Source organism: Limnoraphis robusta BA-68 BA1 (assembly GCF_034932365.1).
Lineage (GTDB): Bacteria > Cyanobacteriota > Cyanobacteriia > Cyanobacteriales > Microcoleaceae > Capilliphycus > Capilliphycus robustus.
Genome location: NZ_JAYGHR010000018.1, coordinates 43,763 through 62,125, shown reverse-complemented (window position 1 = coordinate 62,125; position 18,363 = coordinate 43,763). Strand labels below are relative to the sequence as shown.

General features: G+C 41.8%; 17 protein-coding genes and 1 tRNA gene. 5 read left to right on the top strand and 13 right to left on the bottom strand.

Going from position 1 to position 18,363, the window contains the following annotated elements:
* Positions 1 to 555: 555 nt before the first annotated feature.
* The 4 genes from VB836_RS09665 to queF form a co-directional block, all read right to left on the bottom strand.
* On the bottom strand, positions 556 to 1,104 hold the full coding sequence (locus tag VB836_RS09665) for a tetratricopeptide repeat protein (RefSeq protein WP_323219162.1): 549 nt from the start codon (positions 1,102 to 1,104) through the stop codon (positions 556 to 558).
* A gap of 123 nt (positions 1,105 to 1,227) precedes the next feature.
* Positions 1,228 to 1,587, bottom strand: a complete 360-nt coding sequence (gene rplT / locus VB836_RS09660) for a 50S ribosomal protein L20 (protein ID WP_046278563.1) — start codon at positions 1,585 to 1,587, stop codon at positions 1,228 to 1,230.
* Positions 1,588 to 1,626: 39 nt separating this feature from the next.
* Positions 1,627 to 1,824, bottom strand: coding sequence for a 50S ribosomal protein L35 (rpmI, locus tag VB836_RS09655; RefSeq protein ID WP_072075530.1), 198 nt, complete (start codon positions 1,822 to 1,824; stop codon positions 1,627 to 1,629).
* A 49-nt stretch (positions 1,825 to 1,873) separates the two neighbouring features.
* Entirely contained in the window at positions 1,874 to 2,302 is a 429-nt protein-coding gene (queF, locus tag VB836_RS09650) for a preQ(1) synthase (RefSeq protein WP_046278562.1), read from the bottom strand.
* A gap of 186 nt (positions 2,303 to 2,488) precedes the next feature.
* On the opposite strand from queF, the gene VB836_RS09645 reads away from it, so the two are divergent.
* Positions 2,489 to 3,130, top strand: coding sequence for a hypothetical protein (locus tag VB836_RS09645; RefSeq protein WP_046278561.1), 642 nt, complete (start codon positions 2,489 to 2,491; stop codon positions 3,128 to 3,130).
* A 296-nt stretch (positions 3,131 to 3,426) separates the two neighbouring features.
* On the opposite strand, the gene VB836_RS30490 is transcribed toward VB836_RS09645, so the two are convergent.
* From VB836_RS30490 to VB836_RS09625, 5 genes are all read right to left on the bottom strand, one after another.
* On the bottom strand, positions 3,427 to 3,585 hold the full coding sequence (locus VB836_RS30490; protein ID WP_456085755.1) for a zinc ribbon domain-containing protein: 159 nt from the start codon (positions 3,583 to 3,585) through the stop codon (positions 3,427 to 3,429).
* Positions 3,586 to 3,699: 114 nt separating this feature from the next.
* A complete protein-coding gene (gene speD / locus VB836_RS09640) occupies positions 3,700 to 4,134 on the bottom strand; it encodes an adenosylmethionine decarboxylase (RefSeq protein ID WP_323219163.1) in 435 nt (144 codons plus the stop codon).
* 250 nt (positions 4,135 to 4,384) lie between these two features.
* The gene (locus tag VB836_RS09635) at positions 4,385 to 5,440 is read right to left on the bottom strand and encodes a pentapeptide repeat-containing protein (RefSeq protein ID WP_046278560.1); all 1,056 of its coding nucleotides are present in this window, start codon (positions 5,438 to 5,440) and stop codon (positions 4,385 to 4,387) included.
* Positions 5,441 to 5,676: 236 nt separating this feature from the next.
* Positions 5,677 to 6,078: a hypothetical protein gene (locus tag VB836_RS09630; RefSeq protein ID WP_323219161.1), complete on the bottom strand. Its 402-nt coding sequence runs from the start codon at positions 6,076 to 6,078 to the stop codon at positions 5,677 to 5,679.
* A gap of 657 nt (positions 6,079 to 6,735) precedes the next feature.
* Positions 6,736 to 6,808, bottom strand: a tRNA-Ile gene (locus VB836_RS09625).
* A 294-nt stretch (positions 6,809 to 7,102) separates the two neighbouring features.
* Between VB836_RS09625 and VB836_RS09620 the strand changes: the two genes are divergently transcribed.
* Positions 7,103 to 7,828 carry a hypothetical protein gene (locus VB836_RS09620; RefSeq protein WP_323307032.1) on the top strand — a complete coding sequence of 242 codons (726 nt, stop codon included), beginning with the start codon at positions 7,103 to 7,105 and terminating at the stop codon, positions 7,826 to 7,828.
* 60 nt (positions 7,829 to 7,888) lie between these two features.
* On the top strand, positions 7,889 to 9,493 hold the full coding sequence (locus VB836_RS09615; protein ID WP_046276520.1) for a hemolysin family protein: 1,605 nt from the start codon (positions 7,889 to 7,891) through the stop codon (positions 9,491 to 9,493).
* A 17-nt stretch (positions 9,494 to 9,510) separates the two neighbouring features.
* On the opposite strand, the gene recJ is transcribed toward VB836_RS09615, so the two are convergent.
* Positions 9,511 to 11,640, bottom strand: coding sequence for a single-stranded-DNA-specific exonuclease RecJ (recJ, locus tag VB836_RS09610; protein WP_323219159.1), 2,130 nt, complete (start codon positions 11,638 to 11,640; stop codon positions 9,511 to 9,513).
* A gap of 95 nt (positions 11,641 to 11,735) precedes the next feature.
* Here recJ and VB836_RS09605 point away from each other — a divergent pair, with 95 nt between their 5' ends.
* Positions 11,736 to 12,518 carry a Uma2 family endonuclease gene (locus VB836_RS09605; protein WP_046276521.1) on the top strand — a complete coding sequence of 261 codons (783 nt, stop codon included), beginning with the start codon at positions 11,736 to 11,738 and terminating at the stop codon, positions 12,516 to 12,518.
* A gap of 117 nt (positions 12,519 to 12,635) precedes the next feature.
* Here the strand turns inward: VB836_RS09605 and VB836_RS09600 are convergent, their stop codons facing one another.
* Positions 12,636 to 12,845 carry a type II toxin-antitoxin system HicB family antitoxin gene (locus VB836_RS09600; RefSeq protein WP_323219158.1) on the bottom strand — a complete coding sequence of 70 codons (210 nt, stop codon included), beginning with the start codon at positions 12,843 to 12,845 and terminating at the stop codon, positions 12,636 to 12,638.
* Between the two features lie 118 nt (positions 12,846 to 12,963).
* Positions 12,964 to 13,245, bottom strand: a complete 282-nt coding sequence (locus VB836_RS09595; protein WP_046276522.1) for a hypothetical protein — start codon at positions 13,243 to 13,245, stop codon at positions 12,964 to 12,966.
* A 221-nt stretch (positions 13,246 to 13,466) separates the two neighbouring features.
* Between VB836_RS09595 and VB836_RS09590 the strand changes: the two genes are divergently transcribed.
* Positions 13,467 to 16,292, top strand: a complete 2,826-nt coding sequence (locus tag VB836_RS09590; protein WP_323219157.1) for a tetratricopeptide repeat protein — start codon at positions 13,467 to 13,469, stop codon at positions 16,290 to 16,292.
* Between the two features lie 8 nt (positions 16,293 to 16,300).
* On the opposite strand, the gene VB836_RS09585 is transcribed toward VB836_RS09590, so the two are convergent.
* Positions 16,301 to 18,343, bottom strand: coding sequence for an FAD-dependent oxidoreductase (locus VB836_RS09585; protein WP_323219155.1), 2,043 nt, complete (start codon positions 18,341 to 18,343; stop codon positions 16,301 to 16,303).
* Between the last annotated feature and the right edge of the window lie 20 nt (positions 18,344 to 18,363).

The following is an 18,363-nucleotide window of genomic DNA, read 5'->3' as shown; positions in this document are numbered from 1 at the left end:
AGAACCCTCAAAATGTATTAACGAGGAGCTGTACTTAGGCTTTCAAACTATTGTATTATCTAGGTTCGGCTGCTTTCGAGTCAGTTGTCTTTTCTCGAGCGCATTTACTAATGTAGCTGAGTCTTCTGGGTTTGTCAACACTTTTTTGAAAAGTTTTTTTGGAAAACTGTAAACCATTGATGGATAGGCGTTACAGACTATTTGAGTCGATCTAAGCCGAGTTAAGGCTTGTTGAAACAGGCTCTTTCCCTGCTTCCCCTCCCTTCATCCGAACTGCGGCTGACTCTCAAGCGGCTAGTCACCCCTTCAGTAATGAAATAAAAAAACACCCACACTCTAACAAGTATCCTCCCCTCGTCAATTAGGTAGATCTCGTTATAGAGTATGGCTGTTGCGGAGACTATAATGGCGAGTCAGCTCTTCTTGGGGACTCGTCACCTGCCCCACCCCATCGGTGTTAACTTAAATAACAAACCGGATTTGGGTTCATCCTACGCCGACATTGACCTTTTTGGACATATAACTCTGAGCAGATTTCAGCTCACTCAGAAACAGTTACTCTTCTAATGAGGATGGAATTCCCAAGCGTTTACGCAGGGACTCTGATCTGCGCCTCGCGATCGCATTTCTCGGATCGCCCTGTAAAGCTTGCTCATAAGCCTCCAATGCTTGAGCCGTTAGTTTTTTACGCTCATAGGCATAGCCCAAATTGTTATAAGCCGTGACGTAATCTGGCGCAAGTTTCAGAGCTTCCTTGTATTGGCGAATTGCGATGTCATACTGCTCCTTGGCAAAGTAGGCATAACCCAAAGCATTGTGAACCAGAGCCAGATTCTGAGATTCCTCTTCTTGAGCGTTGGGTACTTTTAAAGCTTTTTGAAACACAGCGATCGCCTGCGAATATAACTTCTTATCGTTATAAATGCAGCCTAACTCGTAGTATTCTTGAGCCGTACCCTGATCTTGAGCCAGTTTACTTTGCAATCGAGAGAGTTGACTTTCAACTCGACGGGTTCTAATAATCTGGCGTAAAACAAAGAACCCTACTCCAAAGAGCAGAGCCACTAACAGTAAAAGGTAGACGACTGGTAAACTACTATTCATCAGTTTGAGTAATTGTGAGAATCTAAAAAACAAACACTACTGAAGAGTTGCCTTCAGCTTGCATTCCCCATCTTAAATTCTCGTTGGACTTCTACTCAATTTACCAGGCTATACCCTCTTGAATTAGGATTGGGCTTGATCGTCGGCTTGCGCCACAACTTGACTAAAAGCTTGTGGATCAATCACCGCCAACTGAGCAAGCATTTTACGGTTGATCTGGATATTAACCTTTTTCAAACTCCCCATCAGTTGACTGTAACTAATTCCATGCAGACGAGCCGCCGCGTTAATGCGAGTAATCCACAGTCTTCGGAAGTCACGTTTGCGTTTGCGACGATCTCGATAGGAATTCCGCAAAGCTTGCATCACCCGTTGATTTGCTGTCCGGAAGTTAGTAGACTGACAGCCTCGAAATCCTTTAGCAAGCTTAAGAACTTTCTTGCGACGCTTACGAGCAACGTTACCGCGCTTAACCCTTGTCATAGTTAATTTCCCTTAGCGATTAAATATCATCTTTAAACCCTAGAGATAGGGCATCATCAAACGTACATTTTCAGCATCTCGCTCGTGAACTTCTGCCATTTTTGACAAGCGAGTCTTACGAGACGAACTTTTGTGCTGCAAGAGATGGCTCTTGTATGCTTTGCGGCGCACAATCTTACCGCTACCAGTGACTCGAAAACGTCTGGCAGCCGACTTGCGAGTTTTCAGTTTGGGCATGAATTTAGTGTAAATTCGACACAGTTTATCATTGTATCACGTTTTGCTATTAATCATCAGGTCTTTGATGTCGAACTTCTACGCAGGTATGAACGTTACCCCGAGGATTAAAATCTCCCACTATTTTCACTTCTAAGGGATCGCACGCTTCCAGAAAATCATCTAAAATCTGATTGATTGATTCTTCGTGAGAGATATAGCGATCGCGATAACTGTTGATATAGAGTTTCAAAGATTTTAACTCTACGACCCGTTCGTTAGGGACATAGGTAAGATGAAGAGTAGCAAAATCGGGATAACCCGAAAAAGGACACTTACAGGTAAACTCAGGTAAGGAAATGCTAACCTCATAGCGACGTCCAACCCGAGGATTGGGAAAAGTGATTAACTGTCCTTGTTGAATTTCCCGTTCACCATACTTAACTTCTCCGACCTCGGAGGAATGAAATACGTTTTGTTCAACTGGCGAGTTACTCATAAGGATTAAAATCGCGAATCTAAAAACAAGATCAATTTTGTCAAAGCTAAGGCTTTAATTTTCGTGAAGAAATGCGTTCTGATTGTTCTAATGACGATTAATCTAGAGCATAGCAGAAGAAGCTTGACTCTGCTGGATCAGATCATCAGTTAAACAACTAAACATTCTCACTCCATTTTAAGTGCTATGCAAGATGTTACCGTTTCTGGCTCTAACTCATCTGAAGCAACAAATGCCTATTCTCCATCCGTCCCGATTTCTCTGTACCGAGAAGTCACCGCCGAATTACAAGCGTCCAAAACGACGCTCAACTCTTTAAAAACCCAAAACCAACAGCTTGTTCAGCAAAATCAGCAACTTCGTCGAGAACTAGAGAACTTAACTCAAGCGGCTATCCAACTTCAACAAGCGATTAACACGGCTCAAAAGGTTAATCATACTGGCTTACCTCAACAGCAGCAGACTCATCATCTAGAAATCCCCAATTTCAGTCAACATCATACAACTTCGTCCTCTAGTAACTTTGTAGAATTGCCTTTGAGCAAGACAGTTGCTCGGAGTTCACCCCAAGAAGACCTAGAAGCCAAGTACACCCATCTTAAACCTCAATCTCCTGCAACTCCTCCTGAAAATCAACCCTTCAAGCGAGAAATTCCTGAGAAACTGTTTACAGAGGAGCCTGAAGCTCGCTTACGTCCGACTTCAGAGACTCAACGAGCCGAGTTAAATGGATTTTGGTTGGTCGTCTCAATTGCTTTGATTGTTCTGGTTGCTTTTGGCGCTGGATATTGGATTGTTCGTCCGCTCTTACAACAACAGCAACGTTAGTCGGGTCGGTGATTCAGAGTTGATCGCTGATTTGAGTTTCTGGAATAGCGAAATACTCCCCCTATGTTGTGCATAGAGGGAGAGATTATGCTCCTCCTTGCCTAAAAATCAGGTTATAAAATCCCCAACTGCTTCAGAGCTGCGGCTAGGGATTAGAAAACGAGCTGATTATTGCTACAAGTAGGTTGTTACATTGACACTTCTCACGCATGAATGCGGGGGATTCTTGGTTCACAGTCCAATCGTAACCCCATAGGATTGCTCCAATGGAACTAGAGGATCGCGCCTCCCCAAGCTTATAAGATCCCGTATGCCCTACGGTACTTAGTCCATAGCTGAAAGATGTTGATAGCTGCATTAACATCTCTATCTTCCGTGTAGCCACAATCTGGATTTGGGTACTTCGTTGATTCCCCTAGCTGTTTAAAGTGTTTTCGCCACCACTGAGGCTTTATTATTTTCGACTCGGCAAGAAGCTCACCTGTTTCAGTAGATTTTCTCAGCAGTCGCGGTTATTCTACCTGAGCCTTTCTAACTTGAACACAAACCCGCCCGCGCATGGCGGAGCTTTAGACCCCTAACCTCGGTAAAACACGGGTTTCAGTCGAATGACTCTCAAGTGATTCCCAATCCATAGAATCCTCTGGGATGCCCATTTCTGGCTCAAAACCGCGCTGAAATTCTCTCTGTTTAACTTGTTTAGCTTGAAGAGCAACTTCTAAGCACTCTAGAGCAAGCTGAGGATTTCCTCGTCCACAGAAAAAGACATCGGCAGCAAAGTAGCCATATTCTGGCCAAGTATGGATAGCAATATGAGACTCGGCTAACGTTGCGGTTGCAGTCACGCCATGAGGACTGAACTGATGAACGCAAAAGTCGATTAGGGTTGCTCCTCCGGCTGTAATTGCATCGAGTATAGCCCGACGTATGCGTTCTGGATCGTTCAGTAACTCAGCCGGACATTGCCAAGCATCAATAACCAGGTGGGTTCCCAATTTTTTCATTCGGCGCGGTTTCACCTCCATCCTATAGTGGTTTAAAACCTCAAACCTTATTAGTGTATCACAGAAAATTGTCAAATGAGAAAGTTCGCCACACAAAAAGGCAATAGGCAGATAGGGGTATGGGGAGAGCTTAGGATCAAACCCTCTCCCCATAACCTGTTCATCCAATTTACCTGAAATTTTTTGTTGAGAATCAAACAGCCGTGCGCCTGCCAACGGGTAGAAGGAGGGGTTAGGGACGGCGACCTAGTTAAGCATAAGTTGCACCATTGGGCAGAATCGCACCTTCTAAGAAAACTTCATCCAAACTGGTCAGGTTTAAACTAGCACCAATTAAATTAGCTTGACATAAATTCGCGCCTCTCAAATTCGCGCCTTTGAGGGACGTCAATAACAATCCCGCTCCTGTGAGGTTGGCGTGACTCAAGTTCGCCCCCCGTAAATCCGCTTCTAGCAAACTTGCACCCGCCAAATTTGCCCCACTCAGGTTTGCGCCTCGCAAGTTGGCTTGACTCAAATCAGCGAGTCTCAAGTCAGCTTCATGCAAAATCAAGCCATTAAGATTGGCATTTTTCAAATTGGTACTCTTGAGGTTCGCCCCACTCAATTTGGCACCATTGAGATTCGCACCTTCCAAATTAGCCCCTTGCAAATCTGCTCCCGTTAAGTTGGCAACACAAAGATTAGCATTGCGTAAACTCGCTTCGCTCAAGTCGGCTGCCATGAGATTAGCGCCACTGAGATTACTGTGATTCAAATAAGCCCGAATCAGACAAGCGGAACTTAAGTTGGCTCCACTCAGGTCAACTTCACTTAAAATAGCTCTAGTGAGGTTAACCCGACTGAGGTCAATCGCGCTTAGGGTAGCCCGTGAAAGGGTCGCACCAATTAAAGTGGCTTCGGTCAACTTAGAGCCATTGAGCAAGGAAGCACCGATTAAACTGGCTCCTGTCAAATTCGCTCCACTGAGATCAGTTTGAGAAAAAATACTTCCACTCAGAAGAGCGCCAGTCAAGTCAGCTTGAACCAGTAGGGTTCGAGTCAGACTTGCTCCGGTTAAAGTGGCTTCAATCAAGATAGCTCCACTGAGATTCGTCCGACTCAAGTCAGCCCCACTCAAGTTTGCACAAATCAGACGAGAGTGGGTCAAGTTAGCAGCAGTGAGATTAGCATTACGCAGATCAATCCGATTCAGATTAGCTTGACTTAACTGGGCTGCTATGAGGTTAGTCTCGCTAAAGTTACGTTCCCCTTTGGCATATCGCGTTAACAGTTTATTCGCACTGAAAATTTCACTAGCCTTCATACAAAATGAATTATTTACTGTAATCTGTCGAGAGTACAAGTTCTCTAGGAACTCAATTGAAAAGCAGTTGCTCAGAACTACGTGTGAACTTAAGGTTCACTCGTTATGAAACAAATTGACGGAGGACGACGATACTCAGCTACATCGGTCAATGGTTAAATTCAACTCACCTCAGACCGTTTAACCGTTTTTCAGGGATTGACCATCTAATCCCTAAACGTTCTCAAGCAAAAGCTTCAGCTAGTATCGCCTGCAACAAGCACATACTGTCCCAGGGAAATCCAGTTTGCTAACCCTAGCAAATTCCCTTGCTCAAGAGGCAGAAGTAAAGTCCATTGAAGCGGTAAAACAGAGATGTTAGCCCAAGCGAAATTCCGACTTTTTATCCAATTCACCCAAAACTGACAGTCGGTTAATCGATGTACTTTCCGATTTGAATTACTTGTGTGAGAACTCCAGGGTTGAACCACCCAAAAACTCAGCAGAATCAAGCTATTGTGATTACAAAAATGGGGAATTAGTCTCAGGAGACTCAGGCGAGGCTCAATTTGCAGAAATTTTTGATGCACAAAGCAGTAGCGAGTTTGTGCTATACCTCGCCAAACTGGGTCGAACCTATAATAGTTTGGGTCTGCCATAGAGTCTGCATCCTATACACCCCAGTCACTAACCCTCCCTGATGACAGGGGCTACGATTGCCAATCAGGGTAAGTTGTACTCAATCGGGGCGATGAAGCCAGTTTGTCAATCTCTTCACTTCTATACATTGCTAAGATTGCCCCTTAGTCTAATATACAATAGCAATTGAAACTCGGTAAGTTAACAATGGACATAAACATAGAATCAAGCAAAATCGGGTTAAGGGGCAAGTAGGAACCCTGTTATCATGCAGAACTCAGCAACAGAACAAGATTTTCTTTGTTTTCAAGATGTTTACCCGGCAATGGCCACCTAGATTTCTTAGGGTAGAAAATAGATCGTAGTCAACGAACAGTTAGCTAACTTTCAAAAACTTGTTTCCCGATTATAGCCTTCAATTATTGTCCGATGACGTGAGCTTGAATTGAGGAAACAAGATGAGAAAGAAAGGAATTCTCTGGATTTTGAGGAAATTGATGAGGAAAAGCTTTGATCCGGGCTAGAACACCGAAAAAAAGCGACAACAATTTGTTACTGGTAACTGAACTACATTTAATTTTTGACGCAGACATTTAATCGGTTACAGCAACGCAACTCAGTTACTGATAACCAACAATTAACTGATGTACCACAACAGATTCAAGGAATATCAATAGTGCGCCCTGCTGGGATCGAACCAGCCTGAAGGCGAATTATGAGTTCGCTGCCTCCCCAATCGGCCAAGGGCGCTTTATTGTCTAGGTTAACACGAAAGTAGACATTAAGCGACTCTTTTTTTCGCTTCCTAGTTTAACATAGCTGTTTAGTACAGGCGATCGCTAAAAAGTCTGGTATCTGGGGACAAACCCGCTCCACTCCTAGTCAGTTAGGTTAAGGTATTGGATTGGAAGTTGAGATCATTTCTCTTTGAGGTTGCCGTATCATTCAGGCTGTAGACTGCTACTATATCCTATTGAAACTAATCTCAATCACGATCACTCACACTGACACTTACAGGAGATGGGATTGAACTCAACCGTAATAATGACCGTCGTTTTACTTGTGCTTATGTTTGGAGCCGGGTTTTTTAGTTCGGCTTGGGGGTACAAACTGGGTCGGGAAGCTTTGAAAGAGATTACTCAGCCTGATGTACGTCCAAGTAATCTAACGGGTAAAAAGGAAGAAACCGAACGCAAAACTGATGGCGTGAAAATGCTCAAAGAAGGTGACATTCTGGCGAATGTGAAGAAGAGAATGGAAGGGAAAGATGATGAGACAACAGCTTCTGCTCCCGCCAGTGATAAACCCCAACAGCAAACCGAACAGAAAGCCGAACAAAAACCTGAACAAAAACCTGAACAAAAACCTGAACAGAAAGCCGAACAAAAACCTGAACAGAAACCCCAACAGCAAGCCGCTTCATCTACTTTTCCGATTGTCAGTCGGGATGAGGGGGTAACGCTAGAGGTGACTTCAGCGAGTCAAACTGGAAGTTCGCTGCTTTTGAACGTACAGCTTAAAAATGAAAGCGATAGTTCGGTTAGATTTCTCTATAGTTTCTTGAACGTAACGGATGATAAAGGTCGTGCTTTAAGTGCGAGTGTTGATGACTTACCGGGACAGTTACCTCCTGATAGCCAAACCTATGTCGGAACGGTGAGTATTCCCACCGCACTGCTCGATAATGCTAAAGAATTAGCCATCAGTTTGACGGATTATCCCGATCAGAAACTAGAGCTAAAAATGTCTGGAATTCCAATTGTGAGATAAATAAGTTTTAATGTTTGTGCGACTTTTTTTAATAGAACTCATGTGGGTGACTTTTCTACAATGACGCTGACTTCCCAGGATTTGCTGGTGCGATTGTTGTCAGTATTTCTGCTGATTGCAATCAACGCTTTTTTTGTCACTGCTGAGTTCTCGATGGTTTCTGTCCGCCGATCGCGGATTAGTCAACTTGTAGATGAAGGAGATCGTCCGGCGAGGGCGGTTCAACGGCTTCAGCGACGGATTGATCTTTTGCTCTCTACGACTCAGTTTGGAATTACGCTATCAAGTTTAGCGTTGGGTTGGATCGGAGAGGGAACGCTAGCAGTGGCGATTCGATCATTAATCATTTCGCTTCGTTTACCTCTCGTTTTTCAAGATATTATTGCTCATTCTCTAGCAATTCCTATCTTGACGTTTATGTTAATTGCTTATTTGCAAATTGTTCTGGGTGAGCTATGTCCGAAGTCGTTGGCTCTGCTGTATCCTGAACAACTTTCGCGTTTATTAGCCCCTCCAAGTTTAGCGATCGCTCGTTTTTTTAGTCCGTTTGTTTGGGGCTTAAATCAATCCACTCGTTGGCTTTTAAAACTCGGTGGAATTGAATATACCGGACAACCTTATACAAGAGTTACCCCAGAAGAATTACAACTGATTATTACAACATCTAGTGAGTCGATGGGGTTAGAAGCTGAAGCCAGAGAACTCCTCAATAATGTGTTTGAATTTGGGGATGTTTTAGCGGAAGAAGTAATGATTCCCCGAACCAATATTATCGCAATTTCAAGCACTGCGACTTTTCAAAATTTGCTTGATGAAATGGCTGTTTCGGATCATTCTCGTTATCCCGTTATGCGGGAATCTTTAGATGATATTTTGGGAATTATTGACTTTAGAGACTTAGCAAAACCCTTAGCTGAAAGACGGCTCTCTCCAGAAACTTCGCTAGAATCTTGGATTCGCCCTGCTCGATTTGTCTCTGAACAAATGCTGTTGAGTGAATTGTTACCGTTGATGCAGCGATCGCATCTAGAAATGGTGATTATTGTTGATGAATTTGGTGGAACGGCTGGATTAGTGACGATTAATGATTTGATTGCAGAAATTATTGGAGATAGTTCAGAACCGACAGAAACAGAAGAAATTACACTTCAATATATTGATGAGCAAACTTTTTTAGTTCAAGCTCAGTTAGATATTGAAGAAGTTAATGAACTGGTTGACTTAGATCTTCCGATTACTGAAGAATATCAGACTTTAGGCGGTTTTCTGATCTATCAACTGCAAAAAATTCCGACTGTCGGGGAAACACTGCGTTATCAAAATCTGGAATTTACTGTTGTTTCAGCAGAAGGGCCACGTATTGAGCAAATTCAAATTCATCAAGTTGAACCTGAATCGGAATCTGAAGCTCTTGATCCGATCAATCAGCCAGTAGAAGCCACTGAATTTTCAATGGATGAAGAACCTTTTAATCCGTCTGAAAATCGTATTTCAGAAATCACTATTCCCGAGGAAAATCAAACAGAAATAGCAGCAGAACGACGGGAGATCAATCAGGAGATTGGCAGAGAAGAACAGAGGAGAATGGAAGCCGAAAGCCGAGAAATCAATGAGGAAATAGGTCAAGGTGATCGTCTGAGAGTCGATGAAGATAACGAAAGCTGAAGAATAACTTATGTTTTCTATTCATCCCCCATTCCTAAAGCATGACAAGCTGCTCGAATTAAGTGGTGAAAGAAAGGTTCAGAAATATCAACAATTTTCGCTTCCTGTCGATTTTTTCCGAGTAAACCTGTTTTTTGTCCCTGCTGAATCGCAAGAACTTTTCCTTCAGCATTGCGAATTCTTAGTTCTGTCAGTGAACCGCTATCGCAGAGGCTACAAGTATATTTGCGATCTTTGTAGTAAAATTCAGCTACTTTCTGTGTTTTGGGTGTTATAACTGTAGGGGTTTGAGGAAGTCGCACCCCAACAATTTCTAGTTGCAGTGAAGTTTGACCTTGCCAATCATTTGTTCTGAGTTTATAGGCGATATCTAACTGAGTGGGTAAGGGAAAATATTCCCCCCAACGCCATGCAATTGCGTCTAAACTCGGTAGTGCTGTAATTTTATTTTCTGATCTACAATCTTGAGAAAGCGTGAGTTTAAGATGTTCTTTTCCGGCTAGTTGTTGTTTAACAATTCTAACGTTAGGAGTCCAAAAAATAGGAGAATCATTTTCGATTCCACAGGGATGGAGTTGATCAATTTGATGATAGAGAGCAAAATTAATCTGTTTAAGATTAGCTTGAACATCAATTTTTATCAATGGTTTTAAATGTTCAATTTCTAGGCATTGATGAGCAAACTGACTCAAACGTTGGCGAAATTCATCTAGGTTTTCAGCAACCAAAGAAAATCCCCCTGCGGCTTTATGTCCGCCAAATTTACCCAGTAAATCGGCACAAGATTGTAAGGCATCAAATACATGAAATTCGGGAATTCCTCGGGCTGAACCGCGAATTTTTTTAGAGGGTTTTTCTGATAAATTTTCTTCGTCTTCTTTTTCTTCTTCATAGGTGCCAATAAATACCGGAACCCCATAACGATCAACTAAGCGAGACGCGACAATTCCAATTACTCCATGATGCCATTCGGGTTGAACAACAACTAAAACTCGCTCTTTTTTAAGATCTATTTTGCTGTTCTCACACCAAGCGATCGCTTCCTGTTCGATTTTTTCACAAAGTTGTTGACGCTGTTGGTTAATTTGTTCGCATTGCATCGCCCGTTCTAGGGCAATTCCCATGTTTTCTGTGGTGAGTAATTCGATCACAATTTGCGGATCGGCAATGCGTCCAACGGCGTTAATTCTTGGCCCTAAACGAAAGCCAATATCTTCGGGTTTAATAACTTTTTTAGTTTGTTCATTTGAGGATAAATTATCTGTATTTTCGGATATAGTTCGAGTTGAACCGCTTAATCCTGCCACTTCAATTAACGCCTGAACTCCCTGAATTTCCGAACGCATTAATCGCTGTAATCCCCGTTTCACCCAACGACGATTCACCCCGGTTAAAGCAGCTAAATCTGCTATTGTTCCTAATGTAAACAGTTCTAATAAAGGATTCACTAAACCCTGAACTTTACCCATTTTTTGCGCCAGAGAAATCGCTAACACATAAGCCACACCAACCCCTGCTAAACCCCGATAATGAGACGTTTCAGGAATCAGTTTAGGGTTAAGAATCGCATGGGCGGGCGGAAGTTCTGGGGGGAGATCATGGTGATCCGTAATAATCACCGTTAAGCCTAATTCTCGCGCTTTAGCAATCGGTTCGTAAGCAGAAATGCCATTATCAACCGTTAAAACTAAGCTAATTCCCTCTTGATGAAACTCTTCAATAATGCGATTATTAATCCCATAGCCTTCTTTCATGCGGCTGGGAATGGCATAACTGACATCTGCACCTAACATAGAAAGCGATCGCATTAATAAAGCGGTACTCGTCATTCCATCGGCGTCATAGTCTCCACAAATGGCTATTTTTTGGTTTTGAATAATCGCATTATGTAAAAATTCTACACTTTTTGCTAGGTCTGGAAGTTCATTAATGGGCGCTGGTAAAGCCTGAGACTCTGGATCTAAAAAAACAGTCGCTTCTTCAACCGTGTCGAACCCTCGATTAATCAACACTTGTGCTAATAGCGGTGAAAGTTGGGTGGCTTCAGCGAGTTGTTGTGCTTTTTCAGGTTGGGGGGGGAAAATGTGCCATCGTTGGTTCGGTAAGTTCGATAAAGATGCAGGTAAAAAAGAGGGAGACTCTGACACGGTAGCATTCAACTTTTAGAAACCCTGTCTATTTTACACCAATTTTGAATTAAAATTTGTTTATACTGACAGGATTACAAAACGTTGAAAAGACTATGACTTCTAAAGTCAACGAACTCACGGCTTTTCCTGACCATACTCAACTGCCAGAGTCGGATGGTACGTTTGTGAAAAACTTCCAAGAGCATCCTCAAAGCATTCTGCTGACTGATTCTATTAAACCTGTTCTAGAAAGACGACACCCCGACGGACAATATTGTATTGGTCAAGATAGTGGGATTTACTGGCGAATGACAGATCCTCCCGAACGGGGGGCAGAAGCACCAGACTGGTTTTATGTTCCCAATGTCCCTCCCACTTTAGACGGTGAATTTCGTCGTTCTTATGTGTTGTGGCAAGAATTGGTTCCTCCTTTAATTGTCTTAGAATTCGTCTCAGGAGATGGCAGAGAAGAACGAGATAAAACGCCCCTTTATCGCCTCAATTCTAGCAATCAAAAACCGGGTAAGTTTTGGGTTTATGAACAGGTGATTCGTCCGGCTTTCTATGGAATTTATGAGGTCAAAAAAGCAAGTGTAGAAGTTTATCATCTGTTTGAGGATCATTATGAATTGTTGACTCCCAATGAACGGGGTCACTATGCGATCGCACCCTTAGAAGTTGAACTGGGAATTTGGGAAGGTCAATATCAAAATTCAACCGTTCCCTGGTTGCGGTGGTGGGATAATCAAGGGAATTTATTATTAACTGGAGATGAACGAGCGGAACTTGCTGAAAACCGTGCAGAACTTGCTGAAAACCGTGCAGAACTTGCTGAAAACCGGGCAGAACGATTAGCAGCACAGTTAAAAGCCGCAGGAATAGAACCTGACATTTAAACGTGTTTTACTCTGGAAGTATGAGTTAGGTGGGCAATACCCATCTAATTCAAAAATTGGAGTGTTTTTTGTCCGAGATCCACCCAATTCAAAAATTTAGATTATCGTTTACTTTGACTAAAAACATTCAACATAATCACAAATAGTTGTCGCTTCAGGAATCGGTAAACCTTCGATTTTTAATCCTTCTAAATGAAACTCTATGGCTTCTTCAATTTGCTTTTTTGTTTCAGAAATCGTTCTTCCGGTTGCTACACATCTGGGTAAATCAGGAACATAAGCCGAATAGTTATCCTTCGCTTTTTCAATCACAATTGCATAGCGCATTTTAATCTCCTTTTTTATCTCATATAATTTGTTAATTTTAAAAATCTTCAAAATTGTAGCAAAGTGGGCGTTAACCAAACATAACGCACCACTCACAATTAAACCGAAAAAATAAAAACTAGCTGAGTCCAGCTAGTCGCCAATGTTTATCTAACGGAGAAAAAACAAACCCAACATTGACTAAAATCAAACCATCTTTTTTCTCGGGTTTGTAGACACGCCATGTCCCGGTTGGAACTTCACGCTGATAGGATTGATTTTGGCGTATTTTCTGGTAAATAGTCGTTTCCGAACATTCGACTAACTCTGCTGCACGTTTAACACTACAATCAGCTTCCACTAACACTTCTACAGCTTGATTGAACAAAATTAGCTGATTGGTGTTATCATTTTTATACATGAAAATTCCTTTGGTCTATAAAGACCACTAAATGAGTCAACTGGCTCCAACCAGTAACTCGTTTACAATTTAAAGCGATTGAGAGCCTCTCTAGTTGCCGCTAGGGAGGTTCAATTGCTTCTATGGTAAGGATAGAGCAGAATTTCAGCAATGTCAACACAAAAATAACGTACCTTTATAAAATATACGATAATATTGGTGTACATAACCCAATCACTGACATGAACGCACCTTTACTCTCGCGGTACACCCCCAGAATGATGGAACACAGCGTGTTAGAGGAGATTTTTGTCCAGCGTCACTCGCAAGTCGAGGAACTGATAGAAAGCATCCGCAGCAGCGTTGTCAGTCGTGAAAAACAGCACATTTTGTTGACGGGTTCGCGTGGTATCGGGAAAACTCATCTCGTCTCGCTCATTTATCACCGTATTCGAGAGAGAGAGGAACTTCAGAAACAACTATTTATTGCATGGTTGAGTGAGGAAGAATGGAGTATTACTTCTTTTCTGGACTTTTTGATCTGTATCTTTAATACCTTGCAAGTTGAGTCTACCAAAACAGATCAACCTTCTCCCCCGTCGATAGAGTCACTTTATGAAATGTCTGTCGATGCGATGGAGAAAGAAACTTTAGTTCTTCTCAAAGAATTTATTGGCGATCGCACTTTACTATTAATAGTAGAAAACTTGGATGAATTGTTAAACGGGTTGGACAGTGAGGAACAAAAGCAACTGCGTAGCTTTATTGAAGAAAATTCCTGTGTTATGTTAGCCACAGCATCAAGTTTACCCAATGCGGTTAAACGCAAGAGTTCAACATTTTATCAGTTTTTTAACCACCAAGAGTTAGAAGAATTAAAGTTGGAAGATGCGAGAGACTTACTCGCCAACATTGCCAAGCTCAAGGGCAATAAAGAATTGGAGGATTTTATTAAAACCCCAATTGGATATAATCGTATTCAAGCTGTTTATCATCTGGCTGGTGGAAATCATCGCCTGTATGTTATTTTTTCAGAATTTTTAACTCATCGGAATTCTCTCGATCAATTAGTTGAAGCTTTTATGCGAATCTTAGATGATCTCACGCCTTATTATCAAGATAGAATGAGGTCTATTTCACCTCAACAACGAAAAATTATTGAGTTTTTGTGTAAGACTCGCACTGCTGTTCCCGTTAAAGAAATTTCTCAACGCTGCTTTATGACTCATCAAACCGCATCTAGTCAGCTTAAAAAGTTGTCAGAAATGGGTTATGTGTGTTCAGAAGCTGTTGGACGTGAATCATATTATGAAGTTAAAGAGACAATGATGCGTTTTTGCTTGGAAGTTAAGAAACAGCAAGGTGAACCGATTAAGTTAATTATATCTTTTTTACTACTTTGGTATACACCAATAGAACTACAGCAACGATTACAGCAACTTCAAGATGATGGAACCCGAAAGCGTTTACTTGATATTTTACAAGCTCTAGATCAAGAAAATTTTAAAATTAAACATTTTCCACCATCTATGAAATCTTTTGGGCATCCAGAAGATATAGAAAAGTTTATGATATTTTTGGATGACAATAAATTGAAAGAACATAAAATTATAGAGGTTTTACAGAAAATAGAGAAGCGAGTAGGAAGTCAAGGTTATGCACCAGTAGATTGGTGGAAACAGGGAGCCTGTCTTACAATACTAAAACAATACGATCGTGCTTTAGAGTGTTTTAATAAAGCCGTAGAAATAGAACCAAAAAATCTAATTGTCTGGTTCTCCAAATGCTTACTTCTTCAAAATCTTAACGAAGATGATGAAGCATTAGCTTGTTGTAACAAAATTATAGAAATTGATGAGCCAGATCAAGGACTTATTTGGTTCATACAAGGCATAATATTGCAAAAACTAAAACGTTATCAAGAAGCATTAGTTTCTTACACAAAAGCAATTGAAATAGACTCAAAGTATAAACTAGCTTGGTTTAGAAAAGGAGAGGTTTTGAATAAACTTAAATTATATCCAGAAGCATTAGTTTGCTTTGAACAAGTAATTGAGCTTGATAAAAACTTTGTATATGCTTGGTTTCAGCGAGGCTGGACACTAGAGGAACTAGGACGCTATGAAGAAGCTTTGCAAGCCTATCAAAAAGTAATTAAGCTTGATCCAGATGATATTTCAGCTAGGTTTAATCAAGGCTTAATTTTATACAAACAGGAAAATTATAAAGAAGCTTTGATATTATTTGATCAAGTAATTGAACTTGATTCAAAGGATATTTATGCTTGGAATATACGAGGTGAGATACTTCAAGAACTAGAGTATTATGAAGAGGCTCTTAAATCTTTCAAGAAAGTAATTGAACTCGATCCTAATAATACATCAGCTTGGATCAATCAAGGGTATATATTAGATGAAATGGATTGCCATGAAAAAGCTTTAGCGTCCTATGATAAAGTAATTGAGCTAGAGCCAAGTAATGAATTAGCCTGGGGAGGACGTGCGTATGTATTGGAAAGTTTGAGACGCCATCAGGAAGCTCTAGAATCATCTAATAAAGCAATAGAACTTGGCGAACAAGATTCATATATCTTCTTTAATCGTGTAGAGTCATTACTAGCTTTAAATCGCTGGGATGAAGGTATTGTAGCTTTAGACAATGCGCTTGAACGTTTTGCTCATGCTGACGAACCAGATACAGGTGATACAGAAGCAATTACCCGATATCTTTTCCAAAGTACCTATGAAGTAACAATCTGGAAAGCGCGTGTAAAAGCATTAATTGAAGTATACGACAAACATGAAGTTGCTGCTACCTTAGGAAAAGGAGTGGTAGAAAGTATACCTATACTACAATCAGCAATGGTTAGCGAAAAAGCAGCACAAGCTTGGCTAGAACTCTGGAAAGAAACAGTAGGCGATCACATTGACTTTCAAATTCCTTTACGCCTGCTAGAAGCTGCCGTTCGCTATCGACAAAAAAAAGGAGATCGGCGAGTTTTACTCGGACTTCCAATTGAGGAACGCAAGTTATTAATGCCGTTGTTAGGACTAGAGGAGTCGGACTAAAACAGTCTTTATTTCCAATTTTCCCAAGAACGGTTAAAAATAGAAGTTTGCGGGAAATAAATCGGATTATCGGTGTCTTGAATTCTTCGTTGCAACACCTCCAACTGCGGTTCATGCAAGGGTAAATCATCGACTAATTCATAGGGTTTAATCCCCGTTTCTAAGGCAAAATCTGCGGTAATTCCGGCTGCAACTCCCGACGACCATTCAAAGGAATGAACCCGATAAGCTGCTGCTGCAACATGACTGGTTGCAATACTTTTCCCGACCACTAATAAGTTATCAATTTCTTGAGGAATCATCGCCCGCAAGGGAATTTGAAAGGGATAAGCCGCCCCTTGTCCGAGTCTTTCGCCTTGTCTTTCGGTATTTCCTGGCGCTTCTGGAGGGCTTTTCGTCATGCAGGGATGAAAATCAATTGCATAGTGACCAATTCCAACAGTATCGGGATAAATAGTCGCCCGTGATTTTGGATTTGTTCCTTCAACCGTTTGCATTCCACTTAATAACGCCGGAAGTTCTAATCCTGCTAACCCCGCCCATAAAGCCCGATAATCTTCTGAGGATAAATTATCTTGATAGAATTCCTTGCTAAAATCATTGCGAGAAATATCGATTTCGGTGATTTCAAACCCCTCTGGAAAGCCCCAACTCGGACGACCAATTACCCGTCTCCCTTCGCGAATATAGGGATATTTTGATAACCCATGAACCGTTCCCATCGGTGAGTCTAACCCGGTAACATAACGATGATTGGGATAGGGTTTTTTAACGCCATCTCCCAGTTGAGAATCTGTAGTTCCGACGACTAACCAATAAAAATAACCAATAGCATTTTCTTCACCTTGTCGTAAGGCTTCTGTTCGGAGTCCGCCCATCCATTCTCCCGCTTCTAACTGACCCATTGTTTGCAGTTGGTTGCGAGTAAAAATAAAATTATCTTCGGGATTTCCGGGGCGATAGTCATTTCCCCACGTCCAGTTTTGCATGGAAATATCACCGGGATAAATCGGCCATTCTCGGACATTTCCGGGACGGGGTTCGTCGGGGTTCATGCTGTGAATTCTGCGATAAGTATAAACGAGATTAAAATTAGCCAATCGTTCTAATTCATAACTGTAATAGGGGGAATATTTTTGATAGAATGAGGGGAGTTTGTGGGCTTGCGGTTCGGCGGTGGCTTCCATCGCAAAGGTGTAAGTAAATCCTTGTGTACAGTAGGGCGCACCGGATATACTCGAAGATGTCGGTTCAAAGGGTGTTCGTTGATCAACGCCTAAGCGATAGGGAACATCTGTTAAACCTAATATTTCTCCGGTTTCTGTCGCTTCAATAACGTACCACCTCACCCTGCTTTCTAAGGGGGGACTGGAGGGATCAATTTCCCCCCTTTCTAAGGGGGGTGAGGGGGGATTAAAACGAATAATTGTTTTATTTAAACGGGGAGAATCTTCATAACGATAAGCATCATCAATAATTTGGGATAAAGGTTCAGTATTCAGGGGCGGTGTTCCAGGGGCGGGTTGATGTTGAATGGCGGTAACAGTGGTAATTTGACCCTCGGAAATTTCTAGATCTTTAACAACCGTTGAAGGAAACCATTGAAGATTTCCCTTGCCTTTTTTTGCGGCATCTTGTAACATTTGAAAGAGGAGTTGATGACCGTCGTAGGGCATAAAACAAGCTTGACTGACCCAACAAGCCCCAGGATTTAACCGACCATATTTTTCTTCAATTCGTTTGCGTAATTCTAGATAACCCCGAGGGAAATAAAGCAGCGATCGCTGAGTTTCTCGTTCATCTAGGGCGGAGGTACCTTGGGAAGAAATTTGACCTCCAACCCAGTCAGTAATTTCGGTCAAACAAACTGTTCGTCCGGCGAGTAAGGCTTCATAGGCGGTGGCTGATCCGGCTAACCCTCCGCCTATTATTAAAATGTCACAAACGACTTCTTGATCGGGTGTGGGAGGCGGTGTAGCAGTGACAGATGTGGCGATCGCACTGACAGAAATCAAACCCGAAATGAGGATAAGAATTTGATGAGTTAACATTCTGAATTCTCACAACTGAG